The sequence below is a fragment of the Rhodoferax sp. P2_H8_2 genome (assembly GCF_056403235.1).
The window spans coordinates 458,277-483,892 of the sequence record NZ_JBFUFW010000002.1; the positions used below are offsets into that span (position 1 = coordinate 458,277).

18 protein-coding genes are annotated in these 25,616 nt (G+C 59.5%); 9 read left to right on the plus strand and 9 right to left on the minus strand.

From position 1 onward, the window contains the following. Positions 1–9: 9 nt before the first annotated feature. Positions 10–2,787 carry a M16 family metallopeptidase gene (locus AC1DV6_RS05115; protein WP_477975741.1) on the minus strand — a complete coding sequence of 926 codons (2,778 nt, stop codon included), beginning with the start codon at positions 2,785–2,787 and terminating at the stop codon, positions 10–12. A 121-nt stretch (positions 2,788–2,908) separates the two neighbouring features. Between AC1DV6_RS05115 and AC1DV6_RS05120 the strand changes: the two genes are divergently transcribed. Next, the gene (locus AC1DV6_RS05120) at positions 2,909–4,132 is read left to right on the plus strand and encodes a TCR/Tet family MFS transporter (RefSeq protein WP_477975743.1); all 1,224 of its coding nucleotides are present in this window, start codon (positions 2,909–2,911) and stop codon (positions 4,130–4,132) included. Here AC1DV6_RS05120 and AC1DV6_RS05125 read toward each other — a convergent pair. Further along, positions 4,129–6,168, minus strand: coding sequence for a tetratricopeptide repeat-containing diguanylate cyclase (locus AC1DV6_RS05125; protein ID WP_477975745.1), 2,040 nt, complete (start codon positions 6,166–6,168; stop codon positions 4,129–4,131). The genes AC1DV6_RS05120 and AC1DV6_RS05125 overlap by 4 nt on opposite strands. A 286-nt stretch (positions 6,169–6,454) precedes the next feature. Between AC1DV6_RS05125 and AC1DV6_RS05130 the strand changes: the two genes are divergently transcribed. Next, positions 6,455–7,438, plus strand: coding sequence for a hypothetical protein (locus AC1DV6_RS05130; RefSeq protein ID WP_477975747.1), 984 nt, complete (start codon positions 6,455–6,457; stop codon positions 7,436–7,438). Positions 7,439–7,466: 28 nt separating this feature from the next. On the opposite strand, the gene AC1DV6_RS05135 is transcribed toward AC1DV6_RS05130, so the two are convergent. Both AC1DV6_RS05135 and AC1DV6_RS05140 read right to left on the minus strand, forming a co-directional pair. Beyond that, the gene (locus AC1DV6_RS05135) at positions 7,467–10,676 is read right to left on the minus strand and encodes an error-prone DNA polymerase (RefSeq protein ID WP_477975749.1); all 3,210 of its coding nucleotides are present in this window, start codon (positions 10,674–10,676) and stop codon (positions 7,467–7,469) included. Positions 10,677–10,766: 90 nt separating this feature from the next. Beyond that, on the minus strand, positions 10,767–11,894 hold the full coding sequence (locus tag AC1DV6_RS05140) for an ABC transporter substrate-binding protein (RefSeq protein WP_477975751.1): 1,128 nt from the start codon (positions 11,892–11,894) through the stop codon (positions 10,767–10,769). 135 nt (positions 11,895–12,029) lie between these two features. Between AC1DV6_RS05140 and AC1DV6_RS05145 the strand changes: the two genes are divergently transcribed. Further along, positions 12,030–12,827 carry a substrate-binding periplasmic protein gene (locus AC1DV6_RS05145; RefSeq protein WP_477975753.1) on the plus strand — a complete coding sequence of 266 codons (798 nt, stop codon included), beginning with the start codon at positions 12,030–12,032 and terminating at the stop codon, positions 12,825–12,827. 25 nt (positions 12,828–12,852) lie between these two features. On the opposite strand, the gene AC1DV6_RS05150 is transcribed toward AC1DV6_RS05145, so the two are convergent. Continuing rightward, a complete protein-coding gene (locus AC1DV6_RS05150; RefSeq protein ID WP_477975755.1) occupies positions 12,853–14,202 on the minus strand; it encodes a Y-family DNA polymerase in 1,350 nt (449 codons plus the stop codon). Then, positions 14,171–14,941, minus strand: a complete 771-nt coding sequence (gene imuA, locus AC1DV6_RS05155; protein WP_477975757.1) for a translesion DNA synthesis-associated protein ImuA — start codon at positions 14,939–14,941, stop codon at positions 14,171–14,173. Before imuA ends, AC1DV6_RS05150 begins: the two co-directional genes overlap by 32 nt. Before the next feature lie 161 nt (positions 14,942–15,102). Between imuA and AC1DV6_RS05160 the strand changes: the two genes are divergently transcribed. The 3 genes from AC1DV6_RS05160 to AC1DV6_RS05170 are packed head-to-tail and all read left to right on the plus strand — an operon-like array spanning position 15,103 to position 17,633. Continuing rightward, entirely contained in the window at positions 15,103–15,867 is a 765-nt protein-coding gene (locus tag AC1DV6_RS05160) for a class I SAM-dependent methyltransferase (RefSeq protein WP_477975759.1), read from the plus strand. A 10-nt stretch (positions 15,868–15,877) separates the two neighbouring features. After that, positions 15,878–16,369, plus strand: a complete 492-nt coding sequence (locus tag AC1DV6_RS05165; RefSeq protein WP_477975761.1) for a DUF2844 domain-containing protein — start codon at positions 15,878–15,880, stop codon at positions 16,367–16,369. Position 16,370: 1 nt separating this feature from the next. Continuing rightward, complete coding sequence (locus AC1DV6_RS05170; RefSeq protein ID WP_477975763.1) at positions 16,371–17,633, plus strand: DUF3443 domain-containing protein; 1,263 nt, start codon at positions 16,371–16,373, stop codon at positions 17,631–17,633. A gap of 20 nt (positions 17,634–17,653) precedes the next feature. On the opposite strand, the gene AC1DV6_RS05175 is transcribed toward AC1DV6_RS05170, so the two are convergent. Beyond that, positions 17,654–18,886: a multidrug effflux MFS transporter gene (locus tag AC1DV6_RS05175; protein ID WP_477975765.1), complete on the minus strand. Its 1,233-nt coding sequence runs from the start codon at positions 18,884–18,886 to the stop codon at positions 17,654–17,656. A gap of 144 nt (positions 18,887–19,030) precedes the next feature. On the opposite strand from AC1DV6_RS05175, the gene AC1DV6_RS05180 reads away from it, so the two are divergent. After that, positions 19,031–19,507, plus strand: coding sequence for an RcnB family protein (locus AC1DV6_RS05180; protein ID WP_477975767.1), 477 nt, complete (start codon positions 19,031–19,033; stop codon positions 19,505–19,507). Here AC1DV6_RS05180 and AC1DV6_RS05185 read toward each other — a convergent pair. Together AC1DV6_RS05185 and AC1DV6_RS05190 are read right to left on the minus strand one after the other, a co-directional pair. Beyond that, positions 19,493–20,338: a hypothetical protein gene (locus tag AC1DV6_RS05185; RefSeq protein ID WP_477975769.1), complete on the minus strand. Its 846-nt coding sequence runs from the start codon at positions 20,336–20,338 to the stop codon at positions 19,493–19,495. The genes AC1DV6_RS05180 and AC1DV6_RS05185 overlap by 15 nt on opposite strands. Positions 20,339–20,400: 62 nt before the next feature. Next, positions 20,401–21,774, minus strand: coding sequence for a phospholipase D-like domain-containing protein (locus tag AC1DV6_RS05190; RefSeq protein WP_477975770.1), 1,374 nt, complete (start codon positions 21,772–21,774; stop codon positions 20,401–20,403). 474 nt (positions 21,775–22,248) lie between these two features. Between AC1DV6_RS05190 and AC1DV6_RS05195 the strand changes: the two genes are divergently transcribed. Together AC1DV6_RS05195 and AC1DV6_RS05200 are read left to right on the plus strand one after the other, a co-directional pair. Then, complete coding sequence (locus AC1DV6_RS05195; RefSeq protein ID WP_477975772.1) at positions 22,249–24,786, plus strand: PAS domain S-box protein; 2,538 nt, start codon at positions 22,249–22,251, stop codon at positions 24,784–24,786. Beyond that, positions 24,783–25,607, plus strand: a complete 825-nt coding sequence (locus AC1DV6_RS05200) for a response regulator (protein ID WP_477975774.1) — start codon at positions 24,783–24,785, stop codon at positions 25,605–25,607. Before AC1DV6_RS05195 ends, AC1DV6_RS05200 begins: the two co-directional genes overlap by 4 nt. Positions 25,608–25,616: the final 9 nt, after the last annotated feature.

Below are 25,616 nucleotides of genomic sequence, written 5' to 3' on the forward strand. Positions count from 1 at the left end.
CAAAGTGATTTAGGGTTTGATCGGGTTCAGTACGAACTGCACCATGTTTTGGGTGTCCAAGTATTGTTTGGCGGCTTGCTGCACATCCGCCGCTGTCAAGGCCTTGACGCGTGCCTCGTAGCTCAGCACGCGCATCGGATCTTCGCCTTGCTCTTTGGATGAGCGCAGCACGCTGAGCCAATAGCCATTGGTCTTGACGGCTTCGCGGAAGTTCTTGACCCAGTTTTCCTTGACCTTGGCCAAGTCGCCAGCTTGCGGGCCCTCGTTCTGGAGTTTCTTCATCTCGGCCAGGCTGGCGTCGACGATCTTGCCCACGTTGTCCGGGCTCGCAGGCACGGTCAGGTTGACCGTGTAATGGCCGTAGGGCAGCTTGCTGAGCTGGGCCGACAGGCTGGGCGAATACACCGCTCCCATCTTTTCGCGCAGCACTTCCACCAGCTTGATATCCAGAACATCAATCATCGCCCGCATCGCCATATTGGCGCTGTTGGAATAGGCGGCGTCTCCGGTCAACGTCAGCGACAGGATGCTCTTGGCTTCGCTACCCCCCAGCACCTCTGACCGCACCACGCCCTTGACCGGGCGCAAGCCAAGATCGCGGAACTGCGTCGGCACATCGGTAACCGGCAAGCTACCCAGATAACGCGCCACGAGCGGCTTGATGGCCTTCATGTCCATGCTGCCCACAAAGAAGAACGTGAACCCCTTGGCACTGCCAAACCTTGCGCGGTAGATGTCCATCGCACGGGTCAGATCCAGTTGGTCAAAGTCCGCGGCCTTGGGCATGCGCGGGCGGCGGGGATGGTCGTTGTACAGGGCTTTCTGGATGGCCTCGGCAAAGCGCACCTCCGGGCTGCCTTCTGCGTTCTTCAGCATGTCACGGCTCTTGCCGACAAAGGAGGTGAACAGGGTCTCGTCGCGACGCGGCTGGGTGAAGAACAAATGCGTGAGCTGCAGCAGGGTTTCCAGCTCGGCATTGCCCGCTTGCCCGCCAAAGCCTTCGGAGATGTCACCCAACTGCGGGCCGGCGCTGACGGCTTTGCCTGCCAGCAACTTGCGCAAATCATTGGGCGAGAAGTCGGCCAGCCCCATCTCCGACACCACCGGCACCGCGTAGCTGCCATTGATCACATCGGTATCCGGGAATAGCGACAAACCACCTGCGCGGTAAGCGCCCATCAGAATCTGGTCGTTTTTGTAGTCCGTAGGCTTGAGCACCACCTTGACGCCATTGCTCAAGGTCCATTCCGTCAGCCCCAGCGAAGGCGTTTTCTTCTCGGACACCACCGTCCCGCTTTGGGGCAACAGCGGCATCAAGCCGTGCGCCATGGCTTTCTCGGCATAGGCCGCCACCGGTGTCGCCGCCGCCTTGGCCACGATGTCCAGCAAATCCTTGCCTGTGGGCTTGGCCGCGTCCGGGGCATCCACGCCCTGGTAAATCACCAGTTTGTTGTTGCTACCATGGATCAGTTGACGGGCCAGTGTGCTGATCTCCTGCAGCGTGATCGTGGGCAGCATTTCATCCGCCGCGCGGGCTTCTGCCACGATGCCGGGAATGGGCTCGTCAGTCAGAAAATTGCGGACAAATTCGTCAGCAAAGATGAGCGACTCGGTCTTGCTGCGTTCCTTGAAATACTGCTCCATGTCGCGGGCATAGTTCTTCTTGCCGCGCTCCAGTTCCGATGCAGTAAAGCCGAATTGCGCAGCGCGTTCGTTCTCTTGCACCAACGCGCGGATTGCGGGCTCCGCGCCCGGTTTGCCTAAAAGCGCGGACGCATTGAACTCCCGGTAGCCCTTGATCAGGCTTTGCAGGCCGCTGCTACCCGCCACAAAAGGCGGATTGGCAGTCAGCGTCAGTTCCTGCAAACGCAGGCCCAGCATCTGGTTCAGCAGGTTTTCCACCATGTGCTGGCGGTAGGCGCCCCAGGTAGTTTCCGGCCCGTCTTCCTGGCGCGAGTAGGTGATGCTGACGACGTTGTTGGTCGCTTCCTTGTCAGTCGCTACGACCGCTTCCTGCACTGTGCGGGCCGGCAGCTTCTCAACGGGCCGCGGACGCTCCGGCACCGGATTCTTCAGACCGCCGAAGTACTTCTTCACCAGCACCTCCGCGCGCGCAGGATCGACGTTGCCGACCACCATCACCGCCATCAGGTTAGGGCGGTACCAGTCGCCATAAAACCGCTTGACGGCCTCGCGTGGGAACGAACGGATGATGTCGTCATGCCCGATCGGCAGACGCTGTGCGTACTTGGAGCCTTCCAGAATTTTGGGCAGCGTGATCTTGCCGAGGCGGTCTTCTGCGCCCTTGCCGCGGCGCGACTCTTCCAGCACCACGCCCCGCTCCTTGTCGATCGCATCCGCGTCAAAAGCCAGGCCACCGGCCCAGTCCTGCAGCACCTGGAAGGCCTTCTCAAGATTCCCCGGCTTGCTGGTGGGGACGGACAGCGTGTAAACGGTTTCGTCAAAGCTGGTGTAAGCGTTCAGGTCTGCCCCAAAACGCATGCCCAGGGACTGCAGAAAAGACACCAGCTCATTGCCTTTGAAATGCGTCGAACCATTGAACGCCATGTGCTCGGTGAAGTGCGCCAGACCTTGCTGATCCTCATCTTCCAGCACCGACCCGGCCTTGACCGCCAGACGCAGTTCCACTTGCTGGGCCGGCTTGTCATTCTTCTGGATGTACCAGGTCAGCCCGTTGGGCAACTGGCCTTTGCGCAAGAGCGGTGACAGCGGCACCGGGTCGTCCAGTTTGACCGCAGCCTGCGCGGCCGTCAGGGCTACAGCCATGCAACAGGTGGCGGCTAAAATTTTGAGCAGTTGGACGTGTTTCATGGTGGGGCAGTGGCAAGGGCAAAGTGTTTGCACGCACGCTATCACAGACAATGTCGAAGATCCCCCAAAGGCCCAAATGCTCAAGCAATTTTTCAGTAAAGACCGCAAGGCCAGCCAGGCCTTCATTTTGGTGACCGTGTTTCTGGATGTGCTGGGCATTGGCTTGATCATCCCGGTGTTACCCGCTTTGGTCGGGCAATTCACCAGCAGCCCGGACGAGCAGGCGCATTGGTATGGACTTTTGTCGGCCATGTATGGCGTGATGCAGTTCCTCTGCACACCGATGCTGGGCGCTTTAAGCGATCGCTTTGGCCGTCGCCCGGTCTTGTTGTTGTCGATCTTCGGCCTGGGGATCAGCCTGTTGGTGCAAGCAATGGCCACGTCCTTGATGGCCTTGCTGCTGATTCGCATCGTCAGCGGCGGCACGGCCGCCAGCTTCTCGGTGGCGAATGCCTATATCGCCGACATCACGCCGGCGGAAAACCGCGGCAAGGCCTACGGCATGCTGGGCGCGGCGTTTGGCATGGGCTTTATTTTCGGACCCATGATTGGCGGCTTGCTGGGCGGGCAGGATGTGCGGCTACCGTTCTTTGTGGCATCGGGTTTGGCGTTGGTCAACTGGCTGTACGGCTACTTCGTGCTGCCAGAGTCGCTACCCAAAGAACGCCGCAGTAGCTTCTCGCTGCTGCGCGCCAACCCGCTATCGGCACTGTCCCACCTTTCCAAAATGCGCGGCGTGGGCCTGATGATCTTTGTATTTGCGCTGACGGTGTTCGCCCAGTTCATCCTGCAAAGCACCTGGGTGCTGTACACCACCTTCCGCTTTCAGTGGACGCCGACCGACAACGGCATCGCGCTGTTTGTCGTGGGCGCCCTCAGCGCGGTCGTGCAGGGTGGCCTTCAGGGCCGCTTGCTGGAAACCTTTGGCGAGCGCCGATTGCTGCTGATCGGTTTTACGTCCGCCACGATTGCCTTCTTCTGCTATGGCGCGATCACCGCTGGCTGGATGATGTACGTGATCATGTTTGCGAACTTCATGTCCATTGCCACCGGCCCCACGTTGCAGGCCCTGGTGTCGCGCGCCGCCGGCGCGCATGAGCAGGGCGTGACGCAGGGCGCGCTGAACGCGATCAACGGCCTGTCCATTATCTTTGGCCCATTGATTGGCACCGCCATCCTGGCGCAGGTCGGCCATTTGCCAGCCAACGACTGGCGCATGGGCTCCACCTTCTATCTGTGCGCGGCGCTGCAGGGCATCGCACTGCTATTGGCCTGGCTGCACTTCAGGAAAACCGCTTAGGGGCGGGGACCGACGACCTCCACCAGTTCCACCATGTCTGCCTTCAGTGCGGCAGAGATGTCGTTCTCCAGCGTCGGCATGGCCTCTGCAAAGGGAACGAGCAGGCGGCTCAAGCCATAAGCGCGGTTGCGGCCGTTGACTTTGCCCAGATAGAGCGCCATATCGGCAATCTGCATGGCCTTTTCCCAGTTGCATTCACTCTCCGGCAATCCAGAGAATGGCAGTGTCAGAAAGCCTCCGGTGACCGTCACGGGCAGCGACTTGTCACCCACTGCAATCGGTGCTTCTCCGATCACATTCAAAACGCGCTGGGCCAGTATCTTGAGATGGGTCGTATTGGCTTTGGGTGAATAGATCAGGAATTCTTCACCGCCCCAGCGGATGACCATGTCCGTGTCACGCACCGTCGTGCGAAGACGCTTGGCAATTTCGACCAGCACGGTGTCGCCGCCAGCATGGCCCAGGGTGTCGTTGATATTCTTGAAATGGTCAATGTCCAGAATCATCAAGCCATCCGGATTGTCCCCTTCGCGCCGTCCGCTGGCACCGTCCACAGGGCGCTTCTTCATCAGCTCCAGGAAAGAGCGCCGGTTAAACAGTCCGGTCAACGGGTCGCGCACCGAATGGAATTCGAGCTGTTGATTGGCTTCGCGCAGTTTCTCGTTCGTTTTGCGCACACGGCGGTACAACAAGAACACGAACACACCACCCATCACCGTAACCACAGCGCCCAGCATGGTCACCGCTTGCTGCAGGCGGCGGTTGTTGATCTCTGCGTCTTTCAGGCTGTTTTCCCGGGCCAGCAGTTCGATCTGCTTGTCGCGCTGCACCGAGTTGAATTGCTCCTGCAATGCAGCGACCGACTTTTCCCGGTCCGAGCGGAACAACTCAGCCGTCAACATTTGCTGTTCACGAATGGTGGCTACCGCCTCCTTGTACATATTGAGCTGTTCGTACATGGCGCCCAACTCGCCCAGGACCGACTCCTGATCGGTTTTGGCACCAGAGTCTTTGCTGAATTGCAGCGCAGCCCGCACGGCGGCCGCACCCTCAGACACTTTGCCTGAGCCCATTTTTGCCAGGCCCATGTTGCTTTGTGCGATGGCGACACCACCCAAATCGCCAGCCTCTTTGTATTTCTCCAGCGCCTTGCTGCACAGCACTTCGACTTGGGCGTAGTTTTTCTCCTGCAGGTATCCGTCGCAGATGTTGTTCAATGCATTGGCCTGCAAGCGCACTAGGCCGGCCTCACGGCCAATGTCGCCAGCGCGTTCGTAGGCGACACGCGCCTTGGCAACTTCATGGATGGAGCCGTACACGTAGCCACGGTTGAGGTACAGGGTACCCTGCATCTTGCTGGACCCCAGCGCATTGGCAACTGTCAATGCTTCATCAATGACTGCAAGCGCCTTGTCCCAGTTGGTCATGGAGATGTAAACCCGGGACAGCATATTGAGCGACTTGAGTTGCGTAAGACTGGCGAACTTGGGCAGCTGCTTGGCATAGTCAATGCTTTTGAGTGCGCTGGCCAGAGCCAGCTCAAACTTGCCCGCAACAAGCTGTGACTCGGCCAAAACAGAATAGAAGCTCCACAGGGCCTCGGGATCGCCCGCCCGCACCGCAACAGGCTCCAGGTTCATCAGTTTGACAATCGCCGCATCGGTTTTACCGGCCCGCATCATGCGGTAGGCCGCTTTCGACGTGGCAAGCACGATACCCACATCGTCGCGCTGGTCCTGGGCGAGCTTGAGCAGTCGGGCGATGGTGATGTCCGCGCCTTCCATGTGGGCAGCGTCCACCTCCAGATTCATCAGCAGGGTGAGGTATTTGCGCCGCGCCACGTAGGGTGTGTCGGCCGGCAGGGTTGGCCACATGGGCGCAAGTTGTGTCAGTGCCGCGGCATTGTCCTTCTCTGATATCTCTTGCAGCGCGTTCAAACGCTCCAGCACGTCTTGCTGGGCGAAGGCAGGTCCGCTTGTGGCAACAAGTGTCGCCAGAGCCACCACCACAATGAATCGCAAGCCGCCTGATCGCAATTGGTTCCCCTTGGTTACCAGATTCCCCGTCGCTGAACTATACGGCAGCAAGCGTTGCGGAATGGCCAAAATGTAAATTGCTGTGGCTGGTTGCCAGACTGCCCGGCATGGGTGTCAAATTCACAACATGCAGTGTCGGGTGGCGTGACTAATGAATGCAGGGTGACAGTATGTGCGCCACTGCACGGTTTAGACGGAGACAATTTGAGAGACTAGACTCAACACTACGATTACACGATAGCCCAAAATTCATTTGCCACGACCCAAACTTAAAGCGGGAGCGCCCTTGTCGTATTTTCTGAACCGAAGTTTCGCAATCTGCACCGCCTTGGCGTCCGCAGGTTTGACTGCGGCTACTGGCGTTGCGGCACAGGAGTCCCCGGAGCCCGCTCCGGCTGTGCGAAAAGTGGATGTGGATGCATCCGTCGAGTCCGCGCGCGAGGCGGCGCGTAACGCCGCTGTGTGGCTGGCCAGCGGTGTAGACAGCTGGTTTGGAAACAAGCCCTTTACCGAGGGTGGGGAGGTCAGCGATGGCGAAGTCGCCGTGAGGTTCTACAGCCGCCAGGACCAGAAGACAGACTATTCATTCACGTTCAACGCCCGCTTCAAATTGCCCAATCTGGAGGAAAAGACGTACCTGTTTACAGGGCGTGACAACACCGCAGGTGTCGCTTCGGACAGGCCCGCCGTTTTCGCTGCAAAGCAGCGCTTGTTGCAGCCCAACTCCACGCAGGACAATACTTTTTTTGCCGGGCTTGGCCGGGCGCTGGACGACTCTGTCGATGCGCGTATCGGGTTCCAGGGCGGGTTGAAGCTGTATGCGCAGGTCCGCTATCGCAAAGAATGGAAACTCGCGGAAAAGGACAGCATCGAATTCAGCCAGACCGTGTTTGCGACACAGGCGGATCGTCTCGGATCTTCTACGGTGGCTTCGTATCAGCACCAGTTTTCTCCCACGCTGGTGGGCCGCTGGCTCAACGTCGTTGGCGTGACACAAAACGATACTGATGCCGAATGGAACAGCAGCTGGGGCGTCTTCAAATCCTTGGGGGATCAGCGCTTGCTTTCGCTGGAGCTTCTGGCCAGCGCCAAGCAGAACACCGGCCTGTCACTGACCGACTACGGTCTGCAGATGCGCTGGGAACAACCCGTGCTGCGCAACAGGTTGATTGGAGAAATTGTTTTCGGACACTTCTGGCCCCAATCGCTGGACCCCGACGCTCGTTCTACCGCATGGGCCGTGGGTACTGGGGTGAAGATGCGGTTTTAGGCTTCTGCTTGCAAGCCCATCCCTTGTCCTAATGAAAATCCCGGCTACTGGTGGCCAATTCACCCAGCATGGCGGTCAAGTCCACGATGCGCTTTGCGATCACGTGGCGTACTTCGCCACCGCTCTCGTCATCACGTTGCCACACGCCGAAGACCGCCATCAGGCGTGACTGGTAGACCTCGTGGCGAAACTGCTCCTTGACGGACTTCCACACAATCACATTGACACTGCCCGTCTCGTCTTCCAAAGTGACGAACACCACGCCATTGGCCGTCTGCGGGCGCTGCCGCGCCGTGACGATGCCGCAAGCACGTACCAATCTTCCACTGGGCCAGTCGCGCATCTGCTGCGCTGTCAGCAGCTTCTTTTTTGATAGCTGCTCACGCAATAACAACAAGGGGTGCGAGCGCAAAGTAAGCCCCACCGAGGCGTAGTCAAACACCACCTCCTCGCCCTCCTGCGCAGCGGGCATCACCAGCGCGTCTTCCTCAATCGGGATGCCTTGCAACAGCTCTGGCGCAGGCCGCAGTGCCGATGCATCCCACACCTGTTGGCGCCGGTGGCCCGAAAGCGACCGCAATGCATCGGCACTGGCCAGCGCCTTCAAGTCGCCCACATCGAGTTCGCAGCGCAGCGCCAGATCCTGTGTGCTGGTGAAAGGACCGTGCACACGCGCGGCAACCATGCGCTCGGCTACCGTGTGTGTCAGACCCTGAACCATGCGCAGACCGAGACGAACGGCGACCTCTCCTGAACCCAGCGGCTCCAGTGAACAATCCCAATCGCTGTGCACCACATCCACGGCACGCACTTCCACACCATGGCGCTGCGCATCCTGCACCAGCTGCGCCGGGCCGTAAAAGCCCAGTGGTTGGCTGTTGAGTAACGCGGCAAGAAAGCAGGCCGGCTCATGCCATTTAAGGTAACTGCTGATGTAAACCAGGATCGCAAAGCTGGCGGCGTGGCTTTCGGGAAAACCGTATTCACCAAAGCCCTCCATCTGCTTGAAGATGGCCTCGGCAAAGTCCAGCGGGTAGCCGCGCTCCAGCATGCCATGGACCAGCCGGTCGTGGTACTGGCTGACATTGCCATGGCGCTTCCATGCGGCCATCGAACGGCGCAGCGCATCGGCTTCGCCGGGCGTGAACCCGGCCGCCAGCACGGCGATCTGCATCACCTGCTCCTGAAAGATAGGGACTCCGTTGGTGCGACCCAGCGCTTCCCGCAGCGCGGGGTAAGGTGACTGGGCTGCATCGGTAGCATTGCGTGCCTTGAGATACGGATGCACCATGCCGCCTTTGATCGGCCCGGGCCGCACGATAGCCACTTCGACCACTAGGTCGTAGTACTCGCGCGGCTTCAGGCGCGGCAACATGCTCATTTGCGCACGGCTTTCGATCTGGAACACACCCACGGTATCGGCCTTGCAAATCATGTCGTAGGTCGCTTCGTCACCGCGCGGAATGTCCTGCATGCGCAGCGGCTTGGACAGACCGCGCCTTTGGCCCACCATCTCCAGGCAGCGCCGGATCGCGCTGAGCATGCCCAGGGCCAGCACATCGACTTTCATCAAGCCGACCGCAGACAAATCGTCCTTATCCCACTGGATGATGGAGCGGTCTTTCATCGACGCGTTTTCCACCGGCACCAGACGTGTCAGCGGCCCTTGCGTCAGCACAAAGCCGCCGACGTGCTGGCTCAAATGGCGCGGGAAACCCTGCAGCGCAACGCTCATGCCCAGCCAAAGTTCCAGACGGCGCAGCGGTGGTGCAACAAAGTCCGACCCCAGCTGCTCCAGCGCCGATTGCACGCGCTCCACCAGTACCTCCCGGTTGTACATACCCGGATGCTCCTTGGCCATCGCCTTGATCAGTGCATCGGGAATCGCCAACGCGCGGCCCACATCGCGCAGCGCGCTGCGCGGGCGGTAGCTGATCACCGTGGCGGCGATGGCGGCCCGCTCACGGCCATATTTGGCATAGATGTACTGAATGACTTCTTCGCGGCGCTGGTGTTCAAAGTCCACATCGATATCGGGCGGCTCGTTGCGTTCGCGGCTGATGAAGCGCTCGAACAGCAGAGAGGTTTCTTCCGGGTTGGCTTCGGTGATGTGCAGGCAATAACAGACCAGCGAGTTGGCTGCCGAGCCGCGCCCCTGGCACAGGATCAGTTGCTTGCGCGCAAAGCGCACGATGTCGTGCACCGTCAGGAAATACATCTCAAAGCGCAGCTCGGAAATCAGCGCCAGCTCATTCTCAATGCGCACACGCAAATCGGGAGGCATGCCATTCGGGTACCGTTCCTGTGCGCCGTCCTCGACGTACTGGCGCAAGGTCTGGGCAGGCGTAGTGCCCGGCAGCACCGCTTCCATCGGGTAGTGGTAGCGCAATGCTTCCAGCGTGAAGCTGCACTTGTCGGCAATCACCAGCGTGTTGTTCAACCATTCGGGGGGGTACAGCGCGGCCAGACGCTTGCGTGAACGCAAATGCAGCTCGGCATTGGCCTGCAGCGCAAAGCCGCAATCCGACACGGGCTTGCCCAAGCGGATGGCAGTCATCACATCGTGCAGCGGCTTGCGCGAGCGCAGGTGCATGTGCACATTGCCTGTGGCCACCAGCGGCACACCACTGGCCCGTGACAGTTGCTCCAGGCGCTGCCGGTGCAGCACATCATCGGCATGCAGCCCCAAGGTCGCAGCCAGCCAGAGTTGCGTATCAAAAATGGCTCTGAAGCGCATGGAAATTGCGTAAGCAGCTTCCATTTTGATAGCAGACGGGATGCACAGCAGCACCTCACAATCCTGCAGAAGTTCCCAACGTGCCTCGCTCCAGACCACGCGGTACTGGCCCTTGACAGCAGCCCGGCGCGCCAGCGTGATGAACTCACACAGATTGCCCCAGCCTGCCAGGTTGTGCGCCAGCACCACCGCACAGACCTCATCGCCATCTGCGCCGTCTTCGCCAATGCTGGCGTGGAACTCGGCCCCCAGCAATAACTTCAGCCCGCAGGTTTCGGCCTCCTGGTGCGCCTGCACAACGCCCGCCACAGAGCACTCATCGGTAATGGCCAGCGCGCTATAGCCCAAAGCCGCTGCACGCTGCACCAACTCTTTGGGGCGTGAAGCACCGCGCTGGAAGCTGAAACTGGTGAGACAGTGCAGTTCCGCGTAGGCCGGTAATGGCGTCGCAGAAAAGGGGGAGGGATCGGGATTCATGGCGATGGCGGATACACCAGCCATCGCCCAGAGCCTTGCAGAGCAAGGGGTTTCGCAATTTACTGGTTATTTAACCAGTATAAATGCAGATCCCTCTTTTGCAACCGAATCCACTCAGGTGCGCACGCGCCCGTCGCCTGTCAGCATGGACAGTTCCACAAAGCTGGAAGCAACGTGGTCGGATTTGGAAAAACTGATGTTGAAGCCACCAAAAGACTGGGAGCCTATGGACTCCAGTCCGGCGATCAGGCCTTCGCGCGAACCCTTGGCGCCGCCGCGGCGCAGCCCTTCGACCATCACGCGCGCAGCCAGATAGCCTTCCAGGCTGGAGTAATTGGCCTGCACCGTACCGCCGGATTTGAGTACCGCTTCGGTGTACTCGCGAACCAGCAGGTTGCTTTGCACAAAAGGCGAAGGCACGACCTGCGACACCACAACCCCCGCACCGTCCTTGCCAAGCTCATCCGACAGCGCCTTGGTGCCAACGAAAGACACATTGAAGAACTGACCGCCATAACCCGCCTTGCGCGCGGCACGGATATAGGCCGCGCAGGTCTTGTAAGCGCTGATCTGCACCACCGCGTCGGGCATCGCCGCGTTGAGCGTTGCCACAGCAGCGGCCACGTCCACGGTATTACGTTCGACCGAGGCAATCGCCACTGGCTTGCTGTCCAATTTGGCCAGCGCTGCGGTCACGCCATCCAGTCCGGCCTTGCCGTAGGCATCGTTCTGGTACAGCACGGCCACCTTGCGCAAACCGACGTGGTTGAGCTGTTTGACGATCAGGGCGGTTTCGTCGTTGTACGAAGCACGCACATGGAAGACCTGTGGATGCTGGGGATTGCGCAAACCCATGGCACCGGTAAAAGGGGCGACAAAAGGAACTTTGGCTTTCAGTGCCAGCGGTAATGCGGCCAGGCTGGTGGGCGTACCTACATAGGCAAACAGCGCCAGCACGTCCTGATCAATCAGCTTGCGCGTGTTTTCCGCGCAGCGGTCCGGCTCATAGCCATCATCCAGTTGGTGAATCTCCAGCATGCGACCGCCTACACCGCCACTGGCATTGATCTGGCTGAAATACAGCTGTGCGCCGGCGTGGTACTGGATGCCCAATTGCGCCGCCGGACCGGTAAAAGGAGCCGATTGGCCGAACACGATTTTGTCGGACTGCGCGTGCACGGCCGGAAAACCCATCAAAGCCGTAGCACCGGAAGCGAGTGAGAATTGGCGTCGATTGATCATGATTTTTATGCAAAAAATAGGGGCTTTTGGATTATGCATCCGCCATCACAACTGCCAACCCTTCGCCATCGATGGCATGCCTTACAGTAGAAGCTACTAAAAAGGCTAGTGCAGATGGCTTTGGGGTTTCGCAAAATGGCACGTTGGATGCTGGCCTTGGGCTGGCTGCTGGTGCTGGCGCATTCCGCCCAAGCAGCGGACTGCGGCATCAAGACCGTGCGCTGGTATGACGATGCACCTTACTCCTTTGCAGGCCCCAATGGCGAGGTGCGCGGCTTCAATGCCGATCTGGTGCGCGAAGCCTTGCATCGCATGGGCTGCACTGCCAAATTTGTAGAGATGCCATGGGCCCGCGCATTGGTCGAACTGGAGGCCGGGCGGCTGGATGTTCTGCCCGGCGCACTGCGCAAACCGGAGCGCGAACGCTTCGCCTATTTCTCTCGCGCAATCAACCGTTCTCCCAATGTATTGTTCATGCACAAGAACGCACAGGCGATCTACAGCATCAACAAACTGGCCGACCTGATGGGTACCAATTTTCGCTTGGGCGCACAGATTGGCGTGACGTACGGACCCGACTTTGACGCACTGTCCCAGAACCCGGAATTCACCTCCCGGATTACCCCGTTATCGCTGCGCAAAAGTGCCTGGAAGATGATGGAAGTCGGACGGCTGGATGGCATCATTGCCGACGAAGCCACGGCGCTGGCAGAGCTACATGAGCTGGGTCTCTCCAAAGACATCGTGCGCTCCAGCGTCGTGGTTTCGCTGGAACCCGCGATGATTGCTTTGAGTAAAAAGTCGCTGACAGAAGATTTTCTAAAAGGTTTTGACCGCAGTCTGGGCAGCATGTTGAGCGATGGAAAGTACCGCGAAATCCGCGAACGCTACGTGCCTTGCACCGCTTCTGTTGAAACATTGGGTTGCAAATAAGCGCACTTTGTTACCAAATATTGGCTCAGGCAAACCAGCCGTGTAAAAACCAGCGCGGATTCGCATCTGGCGCCTGCAGCCGATCACGGTAAATCCACAACAAACCATGCTGCGCACTGCGCGCCACAAAGTAATCGCGCAGCACTGGTACGCCTTCCAGCCACCCCGTCTCCAACCGCTGCGGCCCTGCCAGTACTTCCAAGGCGCCTTGGTATTGCGGCTGCGTCTGGTGCACCTGCAGCGGCAATGGTGCAGCCAGCAGCCAGGTCGGATAGATCGCAGCATTCGGATGAATTTTCAAGGGAAAAAGGCCTGCAACGCCCGCAGAATGTGCGTAAGCAGCTCCTGATTTAGGAGCATCTTTAACATCCCATGTACTCCAGCGCTGCATGCATTCAGGCACATGGCTGGCATACGGCTGCACGCTTTGCACCTGCTCTTTGCCCAAACGGGCGCCCAGGCGCTCAAGCGTCTGGTGCAGGCTGTCGCCCTTGCGCTGGTCTTCCGGCAGCAGGCTCCAGCTTTCGCCAGGCATCGCCTGCGTTTGCAGCGTGCGCAGACGCAAGTGAAGCACAGGCGCGGGCAAGCTAACGCGCGCCAGTTGCTCGCCCAACAGGCGTTGCAAATGCTGCATGTCCTGTGTCGGGTGCGCAGTACGCAGCTCAAGCCGCCCCCGCTGACCACCGCTGTGGTGGGCGTCCACATGCTGCACATTTGAACGCCGTGCATCCAGCTCCCACACCAGCTCCAGTGTCAGCACACCCAGTTGACGTGCGCGCAGCCACACCAGCAATTGCGACAGCAAGCGGCGCGCACCGAACAGCAGGGCTGGCGCCGACTCCACACTGGCCGTCAGTTCGAGCGGCACGTCAAACACCTCGGGCAATGTGATCCACGGGTACAGCTCGGCGCGATGGCCATAGGCCTGGTCCAGCGCATCCACCAGCCCCGCGCCAAAGCGGCGCACCAGCCCGCCGCGCGGCAGCGCGCGCATCTGCCCCCAAGTGCGCACCCCCAGCCGCACAAACGTAGGCAGATGCACGCGTGCTGCAGCCAGTACTTTGACCGGCAAGGCGTCCACAGGCGCGTCAGGCGCGGCACTCCACAAACGCCCCAATGCTATTAAAGATGTAGCGCCTTGCGCCTGCTGTATGCGCGCTACAGGCTTGTTTTTCTGATGAAATAACTGCAGCAATGCCGCACGCCCACCAAACAGGCGCTCGCTGGCCGAGATCTCCAGTACCAGTGCATCTTCCACGCGCGCGACCAGCGGCGTGAAGCACAGCGCATTCCAGGCCAGCGCGGTGTGGATGTCAGCCGGTATGGGTGCGTCTGTCGGCGCATCAGGCGCGGGCTGTAGTGCGATCCAGTGCATGGATAGAAGCCAGCGCACGTGTGCGCACAGGGGGCGGACGGCGCTCTGGACGCGCAGCCGCCAGCAGCGAATCCAGCAGGGCACCACGCGCCCGCAGATGCAGAGGCGCATCCAGCGGCGGGCCACGTCGCTTGAGTATCTGAATCTGCAAAGCGTCTGAGTCGGCATCGTTACTTGGCGCAATCTGCAGGCGCAGCGCAGCGGGAGATGCTTCGCTCTGTGCTTGCTGTGGACGCATCACGAACAACAGTTTGTGAAATTCGGTGGCCGCCATTTGCAGACGGCGAAGCTGATCCGACCGCACCTGCGGCAACCAGGCCAGCACCGCGTCCACCTCGGCGCAACGCAGCACCTGCTCGGTCGCCCACAGACGCTGGGCGGCGGTCTGCGCACCCACATGCAACAGACGCTGCAGTGCCAAGCCCTGCGCCGACAGCGATGGCGCAAACGGCACTTGCGGCGCACCCACCAGCACCACAGGACCGTGTCCGCTGCGCGCCAGCGCTGGCAACAGCAGTCGCCACTCGCTGTGCATGCCATCGGGTTGCAGCAACTCCGTCAGCGCCCCCAGCGGCCAGCCGCCACCCGGCAACTGTGCGTCCAGCAGCGCGTCCCCCGTGGGCAATATCTGCGTGGCAGACTGGGCCAGCGTGTGCGCATGCCAGACATCGGCATGGATGTCTTCCGGTGCCACCATCTCTCTGGACGACACTTTGTGGATGAGCGCAAGCGCAGGCATGGCAAGGGTTTCGACTTGTAACTGTATTTATGTACAGTATATAGCACCGACTGTAACAATGCAAAACCAAGGGCCTGCCTACAATGACTTCGTACCACCACATCTCTGCAAGGCCTTCTGTGAAAAAAGCGATCTCCACGGTTCTCTTCACCCTGTCTTTCATGGCCGCAGCGCAAGCGCAAGACGCACTGCAATCGGCCATCGCCGCGCCCCACCGCACGCCAGCCTTTGCCGCCCGCGATGTCTGGCGCCACCCGTATGAAACGCTGAGCTTCTTTGGCATTCGCCCCGACATGACCGTGGTGGAGATCAGCCCTGGCGGCGGCTGGTACACCGAAATCCTCGCACCCTATTTGATGGCCAAAGGCCAACTGGTGCTGGCCGCTGACGATCCGGATTCCGACAGCCAATACGCCCGCAACAGCATTGCGCGCCTGCAAAAGAAACTGGCGGCCCAGCCCGAGCTGTACGGCAAGGTGCGCATCGGGGTGTTTGCACCACCGAAGAAGCTGCAGTACATCGCACCGCAAAGCGCCGACCTGGTGCTGACCTTCCGCAATGTGCACAACTGGGTTGATGCTGGCGGTGAAGACAACGTCAAGGCCGTGTTTGCCAGCGCTTACGCGAGCCTGAAATCCGGCGGCGTGTTCGGCGTCGTCGAGCACCGCCTGCCCGCCAGCCGCGTTCAGGACGCGAAAGCCAGCAACGGTTATGTGCAGGTGGACTATGTGACGCGGATTGCGCAAAGCGTGGGCTTCAAACTGGCTGGCACATCCGAGGTCAATGCCAACCCCAAAGACACTGCCGACCACACCAACGGCGTCTGGGCATTGCCGCCGACCTATGCCAACAAGGATGTGGATCGGGAGAAATACACCGCCATTGGCGAGAGCGACCGCATGACCTTGAAGTTCGTCAAGCCCTGAGCCCGCGCACATGCATCCACGCCTTCGACACTGGCACAGCAGTTGGTGCCTGATGCTGCTGCTGGCCTGCGACAGCAGCCACGCCACGCTGGGCGAGAAACGCAGCACTAGCGCGGCGAGCACAACAGCTTCGACCATCGCAGCGCCGCAATTGCGCGCCCAGGCATCAACGCTGCAGACCGCAGGCGTTACCCAGCAGACCACCCAATTGCCCAACGGCACCAGCGTCGTCGAATACATGGACCGCAACGGCACCGTATTTGCCGTGACATGGGAAGGCCCGGTGCTGCCGGATTTGCCCGCCACGTTGGGGCGCTACTTTGCGCAGTTCAAATCCGAGGTCCAGCAGTTGGGCACCGCCAGTCGCCGGGCTGGCGTACTGAATCTGCGCGACAGCGATCTGGTCGTGCATTCCGAAGGGCGCATGCGCCGTTTTTCAGGCTACGCCTATGTAGTGAGCCTGGTACCCCCTGGACTGAATCTGCAAGATGTACTGCCCTGAGATGTTTCACACTGCGGCGCTGCTGCGCCGCCTGCGCGCAAGTCTGTTGACGGGCCTCTTTGCCAGCGTTCTGTGCGCATGTGGCGGCGGAGGAGGAGGTGGCAGCAGTGCAGTGGTCGGCGGTGGCGGTGGCGGCAGTGTCACGCCTCCTGCAGCGAGCAACGCGATTCCGGTCACGGTAGACGCCGGCCCCAGCGGCAATGAGGTCAACCTGCTCTACACCAGCGTCACGCTGTGCACGCCACAAACCAGCGTGTGCCAGACCATAGACCACGTGATGGTAGACACCGGCTCCAGCGGCCTGCGTATCCTGTCTTCGGTACTGTCACCGACGCTGAATTTGCCCAAGCAAAACAGCACGGCCGGCACACCCCTGGTGAACTGCGCACAGTTCATCGATGGCAGCTTTACCTGGGGGCCGGTGGTGCGTGCCGATGTGATGCTGGGCACCAAGCTGGCGTCGAATCTCCCTGTGCAAATCGTTGCCGACTCGAGTGTGCGCGCGCTGTCCGCCAATTGCGCCAGCGGCGACGAGCAAGCCACCGCGCAGGCACTGGGCGCCAATGGCATTCTGGGAGTCGGCCTGTCCAGGGAAGATTGCGGCACCGGCTGCACCACGCAAGCCAGCAACGGTTATTACTTTCGTTGTACCGCAGCCGACTGCAAATCGGTGGTCGCATCCACAGCCAGTCTCGCGCAGCAATTGCAAAACCCCATCTTGAGCTTTGCCACTGACAACAACGGTTTGGTGATTGACCTGCCTGCGGCCAACCCGCTAGGCGCACCCAGCCTGAACGGCACGATGTATCTGGGCCTGGGCACGCAGACCAACAACCAGGTCGGCGCTGCCAAGGTCTTCGCCACCGGCAGCTCCGGCCTGTTCACTACCAATCTGGATGGACGCGTTTACTTTCGCAGTTTCATTGACACCGGCTCCAACGGCATTTACTTTGACAGCAATACCCTGACCCAGTGCAGCGGTGCCAACATCAGCAGCGACTTCTATTGCCCTGCCAGCACGCAGTCCCTGCTGGCCACACTGACAGCCGACAACGGTGCCACCAACACCAATGCGTTTGCTGTGGGCAATGCGGCATCCCTGTTTGCCACCCGTGCCAATGCCGTGCAACCCATGCTGGCGGGAATCATTGGCAGCACGCGTACGTTTGACTGGGGCCTGCCCTTCTTTTACGGCAAGCGCGTGGGGTTTGCATTCGAGGGGCAGACGACCACGATGGGTGTCGGCCCTTTCTTCGCCTACTAAGGCTTATTCACGCAAAGGCCTTAGGCCTGCACCACGCTTTGCCCAATCTCGGGCCACTTGCGGCGAATGTAAAACCAGGCCAGCAGGCCAATGCACATCATCAGCACAGAGGCCGTGGCCAGTGCGATCGTGGAGTGCATCACCAGCGGCGAAATGACACCGGCAACGATGCCGTTGGCCGTGGACCCCACAAACATCTGCAAGCTCGACGCCATGCCGCGCCGCTCGGGGTGCAGGTCCAACACCAGCAGCGTCACCACCGGCACCATCATGGCCCAGCCAAACGAGAAGATGCCTATCGGGAACATTGCCCAGCTGACATGCGCGGTGAACAGCAGATTGGCCACCAGATTGATGGTGCCGATCACCAGCATGATCAGAAAGCCGTTGCGGATCTGGCGCTTGGGGGCGATCTTGCCGGCGACGCGGCCGCTGACAAAGGCACCGGCCATGATGCCGCCAATGGTCAGCAGGAAAAACCAGAAGAACTGTTGCGGCTGCAGACCCAGATGCTCGCCCAGAAACACGGGGGCACTCAATACATACAAGAACATGCCGTTGAATGGAATGCCGCTGGCCAGCGCCAACAGCAAAAAGCGCGGATCAGAACCAAGCTGCCAATAGCCCGCCATCAGGTTGCGCGGATGGAATGCCTGGCGCTGCGTGTCATGCAGTGTCTCGGGCAGCAACTTGTAAATCGCCGTCCACAGCACAACGCCAACAAAAGTCAGGAACCAGAAGATCACGTGCCAGTTGGCGTGGATGAAGATCCAGCCGCCAATCATCGGAGCGATGGCGGGTGCCACGCCGAAAAAGATCGTGACCTGGCTCATCACCTTTTGCGCCTGGTTGGGCGGGAACATATCGCGGATCACCGCACGGGACACCACGATGCCCGCGCCCGTAGACAGGCCCTGCACCGCGCGGAAGAAAATCAGCTGACCAATGCTTTGCGACAGCGCGCAGCCGATGGACGCAACGGTAAATGCAAACAGGCCCCACAGCACCACCGGTCGGCGGCCAAAGCTGTCGGAGATCGCGCCATGGAACAGGCTCATGAAGGCAAAGCCGAACAGGTAAGCCGACAGCGTTTGCTGCATCTGCACCGCCGAGGCGTCCAGCGATTGGGCGATCCCGGCAAAGGCTGGCAAATAGGTGTCGATGGAGAACGGGCCTAGCATGCCCAGGAGCGCCAGCAGGATGGAAAACGCCCACTGCGGGGCGCGCCAGAGGGATTGCGCGTCGGGGTTCATGTCATTCTCAAATTCGTGTGGTTATGCCATTGGAACACGGCAGAACCGTTTCCGTTCACGAACGGTGCGTTGCCACACGGACTTTTGATCGGCTGAGGAATACGGTGAGGCGTACTTCAACCCTTATCCATTTATGGAGCTCCTATGACACACCACCGACTGGCCTGCGCCCTGATTGCGCTGGCCCTGCTACCGACCACCAGTGTGCTGGCGCAAGGCAATAGCCGAAACGATGACAGGCGTGACGACAACTGCCGCAATGACCGCAGCCGCTGCGTGGTCAACCGCGACCGCCCCGCTCCACCGGCGCAACCCGCGTGGCGCAATGACCGATCCGATGACCGCCGAGACGATAGGCGCGATGACAGACGTGACGATAGACGTGATGACCGCCGCAACGACTGGCGCGACGGCAATCGCGGTGCCGGACCCGATCATTCCTTTTACCGCGGCAACCGCCTGCCACCGCAATACAGAACGTACCAGTACGTCGTGGAAGACTATCGCGGCCACGGACTGCATTCGCCCCCACGCGGCTACCACTGGGTGCAAACCGGCAGCGACTATGTGCTGGTAGCGATTGCCACTGGCGTTATTCTGGAATTGCTACTCGGCCGCTGACCGCTGGCGCGCGATTTCTGCGCGCTTCATCGCCAGATAGGCTGCGCGATCCACTTCATGCAGTTGGCGCGGATAGCGTTCGCTTTGCTGATACCAAGTTTGCAGTCGGTTCTCTGTCTGCGAGCCCGGCGACAGCGACAGCGAACGCAGATAGGCATCAATGGCCAAGTAGTAGCGCATGGTGTTGCGCTCTATCAATCCGCGCACACCGCCTACCAGTGCCGCCGTGTTGCCGTCAACCGGATCCTGTGTGCTGAAACCCACCTTGTCTTTGCCCGTTGAGCCGAGATAGGCTGCAAATGCGAGTTGCCCTGCCAGATTGACCTGGTAGGCATACGTCAAATGCAGAAAGGTTTTGGATTGCGGCAAGGCCACTGCCTCCAGAACAATCGTGTATGCACTGGTTCCCCAGGGACCGCGCTGCGCGCTCATCTCCACATGCAACTCGGCCGCTGAACTGCGCAACCGGCGAAACGCGAAATCAATGCGCGTGGCATCCGCCAGTGACTGTGGTGTTTTCTTGCCGATATATACGCCCAACAAGCCCTCCGGTGTTACCACGCATTGTTTGGTATTGATGTGCAAGATCAGGATGTCGCACCAGGCCGCGGGCTTGTCCAGACTGCTGCTCGCCAACTCCATGGGGAAATCCAGCACGGCAAATACCTCGCCCTGAATCTGCCGCCCTGATTCGGATGACGAGATCACCAGCGGCTGCCCGTAGGGATTGTTTTGCAGGCGCGGTTGCAGCTGACGGTAGGTTTGCAGCAACCGCGTGGCGCCCTGGGCATCGCCCGTTTCCTGCGCTGCCTTTGCACATGTCATTGTCATGACCATTGAGGGCACCAGTACCAGCAACGTCTTGTACAGACGATTGCGCCATGTGTGCCCCATCACAACCAATACCCAAAGCGGCTGGCCAGCCATTCCTTGATGCGGTCGCCCACCGGGCGTTCAGACCACTCTTGCAGACTCACGGGTTTGGAGGACTTCAAATCTTCAGCAAACGCATCTTCCATCGCTGCTGCAAACGCGGCGTCGAACACCATCACGTTGAGCTCCGAGTTGTGCAGAAAACTGCGCGTGTCCATATTGGCCGAGCCTACGGTCGACCACACTCCGTCAATCACTGCCGTTTTGGCATGCAAAACAGCGATCTGCAGTTCATAGATCTGCACGCCATCCGTCAGCATGCGCTGGTAGGTGGCATGCCCGGCGTAAAAGGCGGGGCCACTTTCGCGCACCCCCGGCAACACCAATTTGACTTCCACCCCGCGCAACGCAGCTTCGCTGAGCGCCTGGCGTACCTGGTCATCCGGCACAAAGTAGGCACAGGTAATGTGTATGGACCGCTTCGCCGAGCGGATGGCCAGCAGATGGGCGCGATAAATTTCCTGATCACCACCCGGCTCACTGGCCAACACACGCACCAGCGTGTCACCCGCCTTGGGCAATGGCGGAAAGAAGTTGCTGCCCACCAATGTGGTGCTATTCAACTCAAACCAGGTATTCAAAAACTCCCATTGCAGTGACGCCACCGCCGGGCCTTCGATCTTTACGTGCGTATCGCGCCAGCCGATGTTGGACGTCTTGCGGGATTTGGAACGAAACAACGAACTGTTGGAATACGTGCTGCTAATGTTCACGCCACCAGTGAATCCCACCTTGCCATCCACCACCAGAATCTTGCGGTGATCGCGGTGATTGGGGTCCCAGTTTCCGTTGGTCTTCAGGGGATTGACAGGATTGAAGGCCTGCAACTGAATGCCTGCATCACGCATGTTCTGAAAGAATGCATCGGGTGTGCCGATAGTGCCTACGGCGTCGTACAACACATGCACATGGACGCCGGCGCGCTGCTTGGCTATCAACAGCTCCGCAAACTGAATGCCCACTGGGTCCTGGTCAAAGATGTAGGTTTCCAGATTGATGTGGTTGGTGGCTGCTTTGATGGCTGCGATCATGGCGCCCATGGTTTGCGGGCCGTCATACAGCAGTGTCAGCTTGTTTCCCGGAATAAGAGGTTTACTGGTGGCCTGCTCCTCCAGTGCAGCCGCGGCGCTGACATCGAGGTAATTCGGGCCCCAGCGCCGTGCCATGACTGTCTTGGCCGCTGGCGCAGACATGGCTCCGCGGGGCGTGGCGACAGTAGGCAGCGTGCCTGCCGCTGGCTGCTCATTCACAAAACCTTCACCACGCAAACTGCCACAACCCGCCAACATCAGCGTGCACAGCGCAAGAGGAATTGCGCTTCCTATCTTGCCCATGCCGTGTACTCCTTGAAAGCGGATCAAACAATAAGCTTCAGCATAGCTGAGTGAAACGGCTAGCGTCCGTGTGGTGCCGCACCGACATGGCATACCTGCATTCCTAATATCCAGGCACAAAATACGGGGTGTGCCATGATGATTTTTCTTGATTTTCTACTGGTAATAGGTGCCATTGTGTTGGTTCTCGGCACGGTGGCTTCTGCCTCAAAAAACCGGCGCCAACGCAAGACCGATGGCTGGCCCACGCAAGGCATCTGGATGCACCCTCAGCGGGATGAATAGCAGCTGAGTTCGCTGGCGAACACAGCGTGTTCGCCAACGGGGGTATAAGAGTGTATTGACTGTATCGACTCCCTTCGGGAATCAGCAGGCCATTTCACCAAAGGGCTTCATGCAAACGCACACTGTGGCCAACGGCAACAGGTAAGCCCCATGCTACCTACACACGGGAAATCCCCCCAGCTTTTCAGGGTGGCATTGTTGCTGGGCCTGATCCTCACGGCCATATTCTTCTACACACTGTCCATAGGCAACTTCAGCGCCAGCGTTCTGGCAGCGCTGGCCATGCTACTGCTGCTTTATCTTGGCTCTCTTCTCCAAGCCCAGAAAAAACTCAACGCCGATTTGCAGACAGCCAACTCCACGCTGCGCGTCAGCGAGGTCAAGCTGACGGTCACGCTGGATTCCATAGGCGACGGCGTGATTGCGACAGATCGCAACGCCTGCGTCACCTTACTCAATCCCGTCGCCCAGCAGCTCACCGGCTGGACCGAAGCCCTGGCGGTAGGCCGCCCCGTGGACGAAGTCTTTCGCATCCTGAGCAAAGCCACCCGCTTGCCCACCAAAATTCCAGTTGCCGCCGCCCTGGAACATGGAACCGTACAAGGCCTGGCGAACCACACGATCCTGCTATCACGCGATGGACAGGAGTTTGATATTGCGGACAGTTGTGCCCCGATCCGGGACGCTTCCGAAGAAATTGTGGGCGCTGTGCTGGTGTTTCGCAATATCACTGCACAGTATGTGGTGGAGCAGGCGCTGCGTGACAGCTCCGAACTAAACCAGACTGTGCTGAACAACATGGTGGACGGTATCGTCACGATGCTGGCGGATGATGGAAAAATTGCCACCACCAACCCGGCCTTCAACAACATGTTTGGCTACGACGCGGGTGAGCTCGAAGGCACGGACTTTACCCATTTGATCGACGGCTACGACGCGTCGGGCGCGTCGGACTTGAAGGCCTACTTCGCCATCCACAATCTTGCGCCAGGCAAGGAGTCTCAAGTGATGGGCCGCCGCAAGGATGGCGGCAGCTTTCCACTGGAAATTGTGGGCAGCCCCATGCAGCAAGGCAATCTGCAGTATTTCACCGCCATCGTGTGCGACATCAGTGTGCGACGCGACGCTGAAGATGCACGGCGCAAGAGCGAAGCACGACTCGGCGGTATCGTGGCCACCATAATCGACGGCGTGATTGCTGCGGATGCCAGTTTCAATATCACGCTGTTCAATTCCGCGGCAGAAGACATGTTTGGCCTGAGCCGCGAAGAAGTCCTGGGCACCAGTCTGGAGAGATTGGTACCGGAGCGACACCGTGCCGAACACGGCGTCTCCAAACAGGTGTTAGGCAGACAGGCCGAAATTACCGGCTTGCATGCGAATGGCCGCGAGTTTCCGATGCAGGCCACGATGACCATGCTCGAAGCCAATGGCGAAAAGGTGTTCACCGTCGTCATGCGTGACGTGACCGAGCGCAAGGTGCTTGACCAGGAGCTGCATGCCGCCAGCGTCGCTTTGCAGCGCGCCAAGTTTTCTGCAGATAAAGCCAACCAGGCGAAATCGGAATTCCTGTCGAACATGAGCCACGAGTTGCGCTCTCCGCTCAACGCCATCCTGGGCTTTGCGCAGTTGATGGAGTCGGGTGTTCCCGCGCCCACCGAACTGCAAAAGTCCAATATCGACCAGATCCTGCGAGCTGGCTGGTACCTACTGGAGTTGATCAACGAGATTCTGGATTTGTCAATGATCGAATCGGGCAAGCTGTCCATGTCGATGGAACCCATTTCGTTGAGGGATTTGCTGCCGGACTGCGATGCCATGATTCAGGCGCAGGCACTGCGCAGCGGTATCCAGGTGAAGTTTCACAACCTGGCTGCGGCGTATTCGGTGAGGGCCGACCGCACCCGCGTCAAGCAGGTACTGGTGAACCTGCTCTCGAATGCTGTCAAGTACAACAGGCCGCGCGGGCGCGTCGATGTACATTGCATCGCCGGACCCCTTGTGGAAGGCACGACACAGCGCATCCGTATCAGCGTGCGCGATACCGGCGAAGGCCTGTCACCGACCAAGTTGACGCAACTCTTTCAGCCCTTCAACCGACTCGGACAGGAGGCAGGCACGGAGGAAGGCAATGGCATTGGCCTAGTTGTCAGCAAGCGCCTGGTGGAACTGATGGGCGGCACCATTGGGGTCAACAGCGCAAGCGGTGTGGGCAGCGAGTTCTGGTTTGAGCTGGACCGGATCGCACCACAAGAATTGGGCTCCCATCATCCAACGATGTCGATATTGCACCCCCCCCTGCACGAGGGCATGGCTTTGAAGACGCTACTGTACGTGGAAGACAACAAAGCCAATATGGATCTGGTGGCGCAGTTGATTGCACGCCGCCCCGATATTCGCCTGCTGGGTGCAGCAGACGGTATGCGCGGCATCGAGCTAGCGCGCAAGCACCACCCGGATGTGATCCTGATGGACATCAACCTGCCAGGCATCAGCGGCCTGCAGGCGCTGCAATTGCTGCAGGAAGACCCCCAGACCGCAAAGATTCCCGTACTGGCGCTCAGCGCCAATGCGATGGACAGAGACATTGAAAAAGGCCTGGAAGCCGGCTTTCTGCGCTACCTGACCAAGCCCATCCGCATTGACGCATTCATGAATGCGCTGGATGTCGCACTGCAGTCATCCAACAACATAAAAACTTACACACCACCATTGGAAACACCATGATGATCAGCAACTCGGAAATTCAAAAAGCCAACATCCTGATCGTCGACGACCAGGAACCCAACATTGCGCTGCTGCAGCAATTGCTCACACAGGCAGGCTACACCGGGGTCAGCGCAACCACCGACCCTACCCAGGTGTGCAGCCTGCACCGCAAAAACAATTACGACCTGATCCTGCTGGATCTGCAAATGCCGGTGATGGACGGCTTTGTAGTCATGGAGGGTCTGAAGGCCAATCTGACGGACAGCTATATGCCGGTCATCGTGCTGACCGCACAGCCCGGCCACAAATTGCGTGCCTTGCAGGCGGGAGCCAAGGACTTCATCAGCAAACCACTCGATCTGATCGAGGTGAAAACGCGTATCCACAACATGCTGGAAGTACGGCTGCTGTACCGCAAACTGGAAGATTTCAACCGTGAGCTGGAGCAAACCGTGCTGGAGCGCACTGCCGAGCTGCGTGAAAGCGAAGCCCGCTACCGCAGCCTCACGGAGCTGGCGTCTGACTGGTACTGGGAGCAGGATGAAAACGGCAATTTCACCAAAGTGTCAGGCCCGGTACTGGAAATGCTGGGTATACAAACGCCCGCGCTGGAAGGCCATGCGGCGGAGGCAAAGACGGACTGCTGGAATAACTCTGAACGGGAAGAGCTGCGCAGCACCATCGCTGCGCGTCGGCCATTTCTGGACTTTGCGTTCCACCGCACTAATCCCGACGGAACGCTACAGGAATTCCGCGTCAGTGGTGAACCCATGTTCAATCAGAAAAGTCAGTTTCTGGGCTATCGCGGCATTGGCATGGAAATCACGCAGAACCATTGACCCGCACAT

What these genes read in the sequence shown, in the direction of transcription:
- AC1DV6_RS05115 (WP_477975741.1), bottom strand. Translation starts at nt 2,787, where the DNA reads ATGGCTGTAGCCCTGACGGCCGCGCAGGCTGCGGTCAAACTGGACGAC.
- AC1DV6_RS05120 (WP_477975743.1), top strand. Translation starts at nt 2,909, where the DNA reads ATGCTCAAGCAATTTTTCAGTAAAGACCGCAAGGCCAGCCAGGCCTTC.
- AC1DV6_RS05135 (WP_477975749.1), bottom strand. Translation starts at nt 10,676, where the DNA reads ATGGCTGGTGTATCCGCCATCGCCATGAATCCCGATCCCTCCCCCTTT.
- AC1DV6_RS05140 (WP_477975751.1), bottom strand. Translation starts at nt 11,894, where the DNA reads ATGATCAATCGACGCCAATTCTCACTCGCTTCCGGTGCTACGGCTTTG.
- AC1DV6_RS05145 (WP_477975753.1), top strand. Translation starts at nt 12,030, where the DNA reads ATGGCACGTTGGATGCTGGCCTTGGGCTGGCTGCTGGTGCTGGCGCAT.
- AC1DV6_RS05150 (WP_477975755.1), bottom strand. Translation starts at nt 14,202, where the DNA reads ATGCACTGGATCGCACTACAGCCCGCGCCTGATGCGCCGACAGACGCA.
- imuA (WP_477975757.1), bottom strand. Translation starts at nt 14,941, where the DNA reads ATGCCTGCGCTTGCGCTCATCCACAAAGTGTCGTCCAGAGAGATGGTG.
- AC1DV6_RS05160 (WP_477975759.1), top strand. Translation starts at nt 15,103, where the DNA reads ATGGCCGCAGCGCAAGCGCAAGACGCACTGCAATCGGCCATCGCCGCG.
- AC1DV6_RS05165 (WP_477975761.1), top strand. Translation starts at nt 15,878, where the DNA reads ATGCATCCACGCCTTCGACACTGGCACAGCAGTTGGTGCCTGATGCTG.
- AC1DV6_RS05170 (WP_477975763.1), top strand. Translation starts at nt 16,371, where the DNA reads ATGTTTCACACTGCGGCGCTGCTGCGCCGCCTGCGCGCAAGTCTGTTG.
- AC1DV6_RS05175 (WP_477975765.1), bottom strand. Translation starts at nt 18,886, where the DNA reads ATGAACCCCGACGCGCAATCCCTCTGGCGCGCCCCGCAGTGGGCGTTT.
- AC1DV6_RS05180 (WP_477975767.1), top strand. Translation starts at nt 19,031, where the DNA reads ATGACACACCACCGACTGGCCTGCGCCCTGATTGCGCTGGCCCTGCTA.
- AC1DV6_RS05185 (WP_477975769.1), bottom strand. Translation starts at nt 20,338, where the DNA reads ATGACAATGACATGTGCAAAGGCAGCGCAGGAAACGGGCGATGCCCAG.
- AC1DV6_RS05190 (WP_477975770.1), bottom strand. Translation starts at nt 21,774, where the DNA reads ATGGGCAAGATAGGAAGCGCAATTCCTCTTGCGCTGTGCACGCTGATG.
- AC1DV6_RS05200 (WP_477975774.1), top strand. Translation starts at nt 24,783, where the DNA reads ATGATGATCAGCAACTCGGAAATTCAAAAAGCCAACATCCTGATCGTC.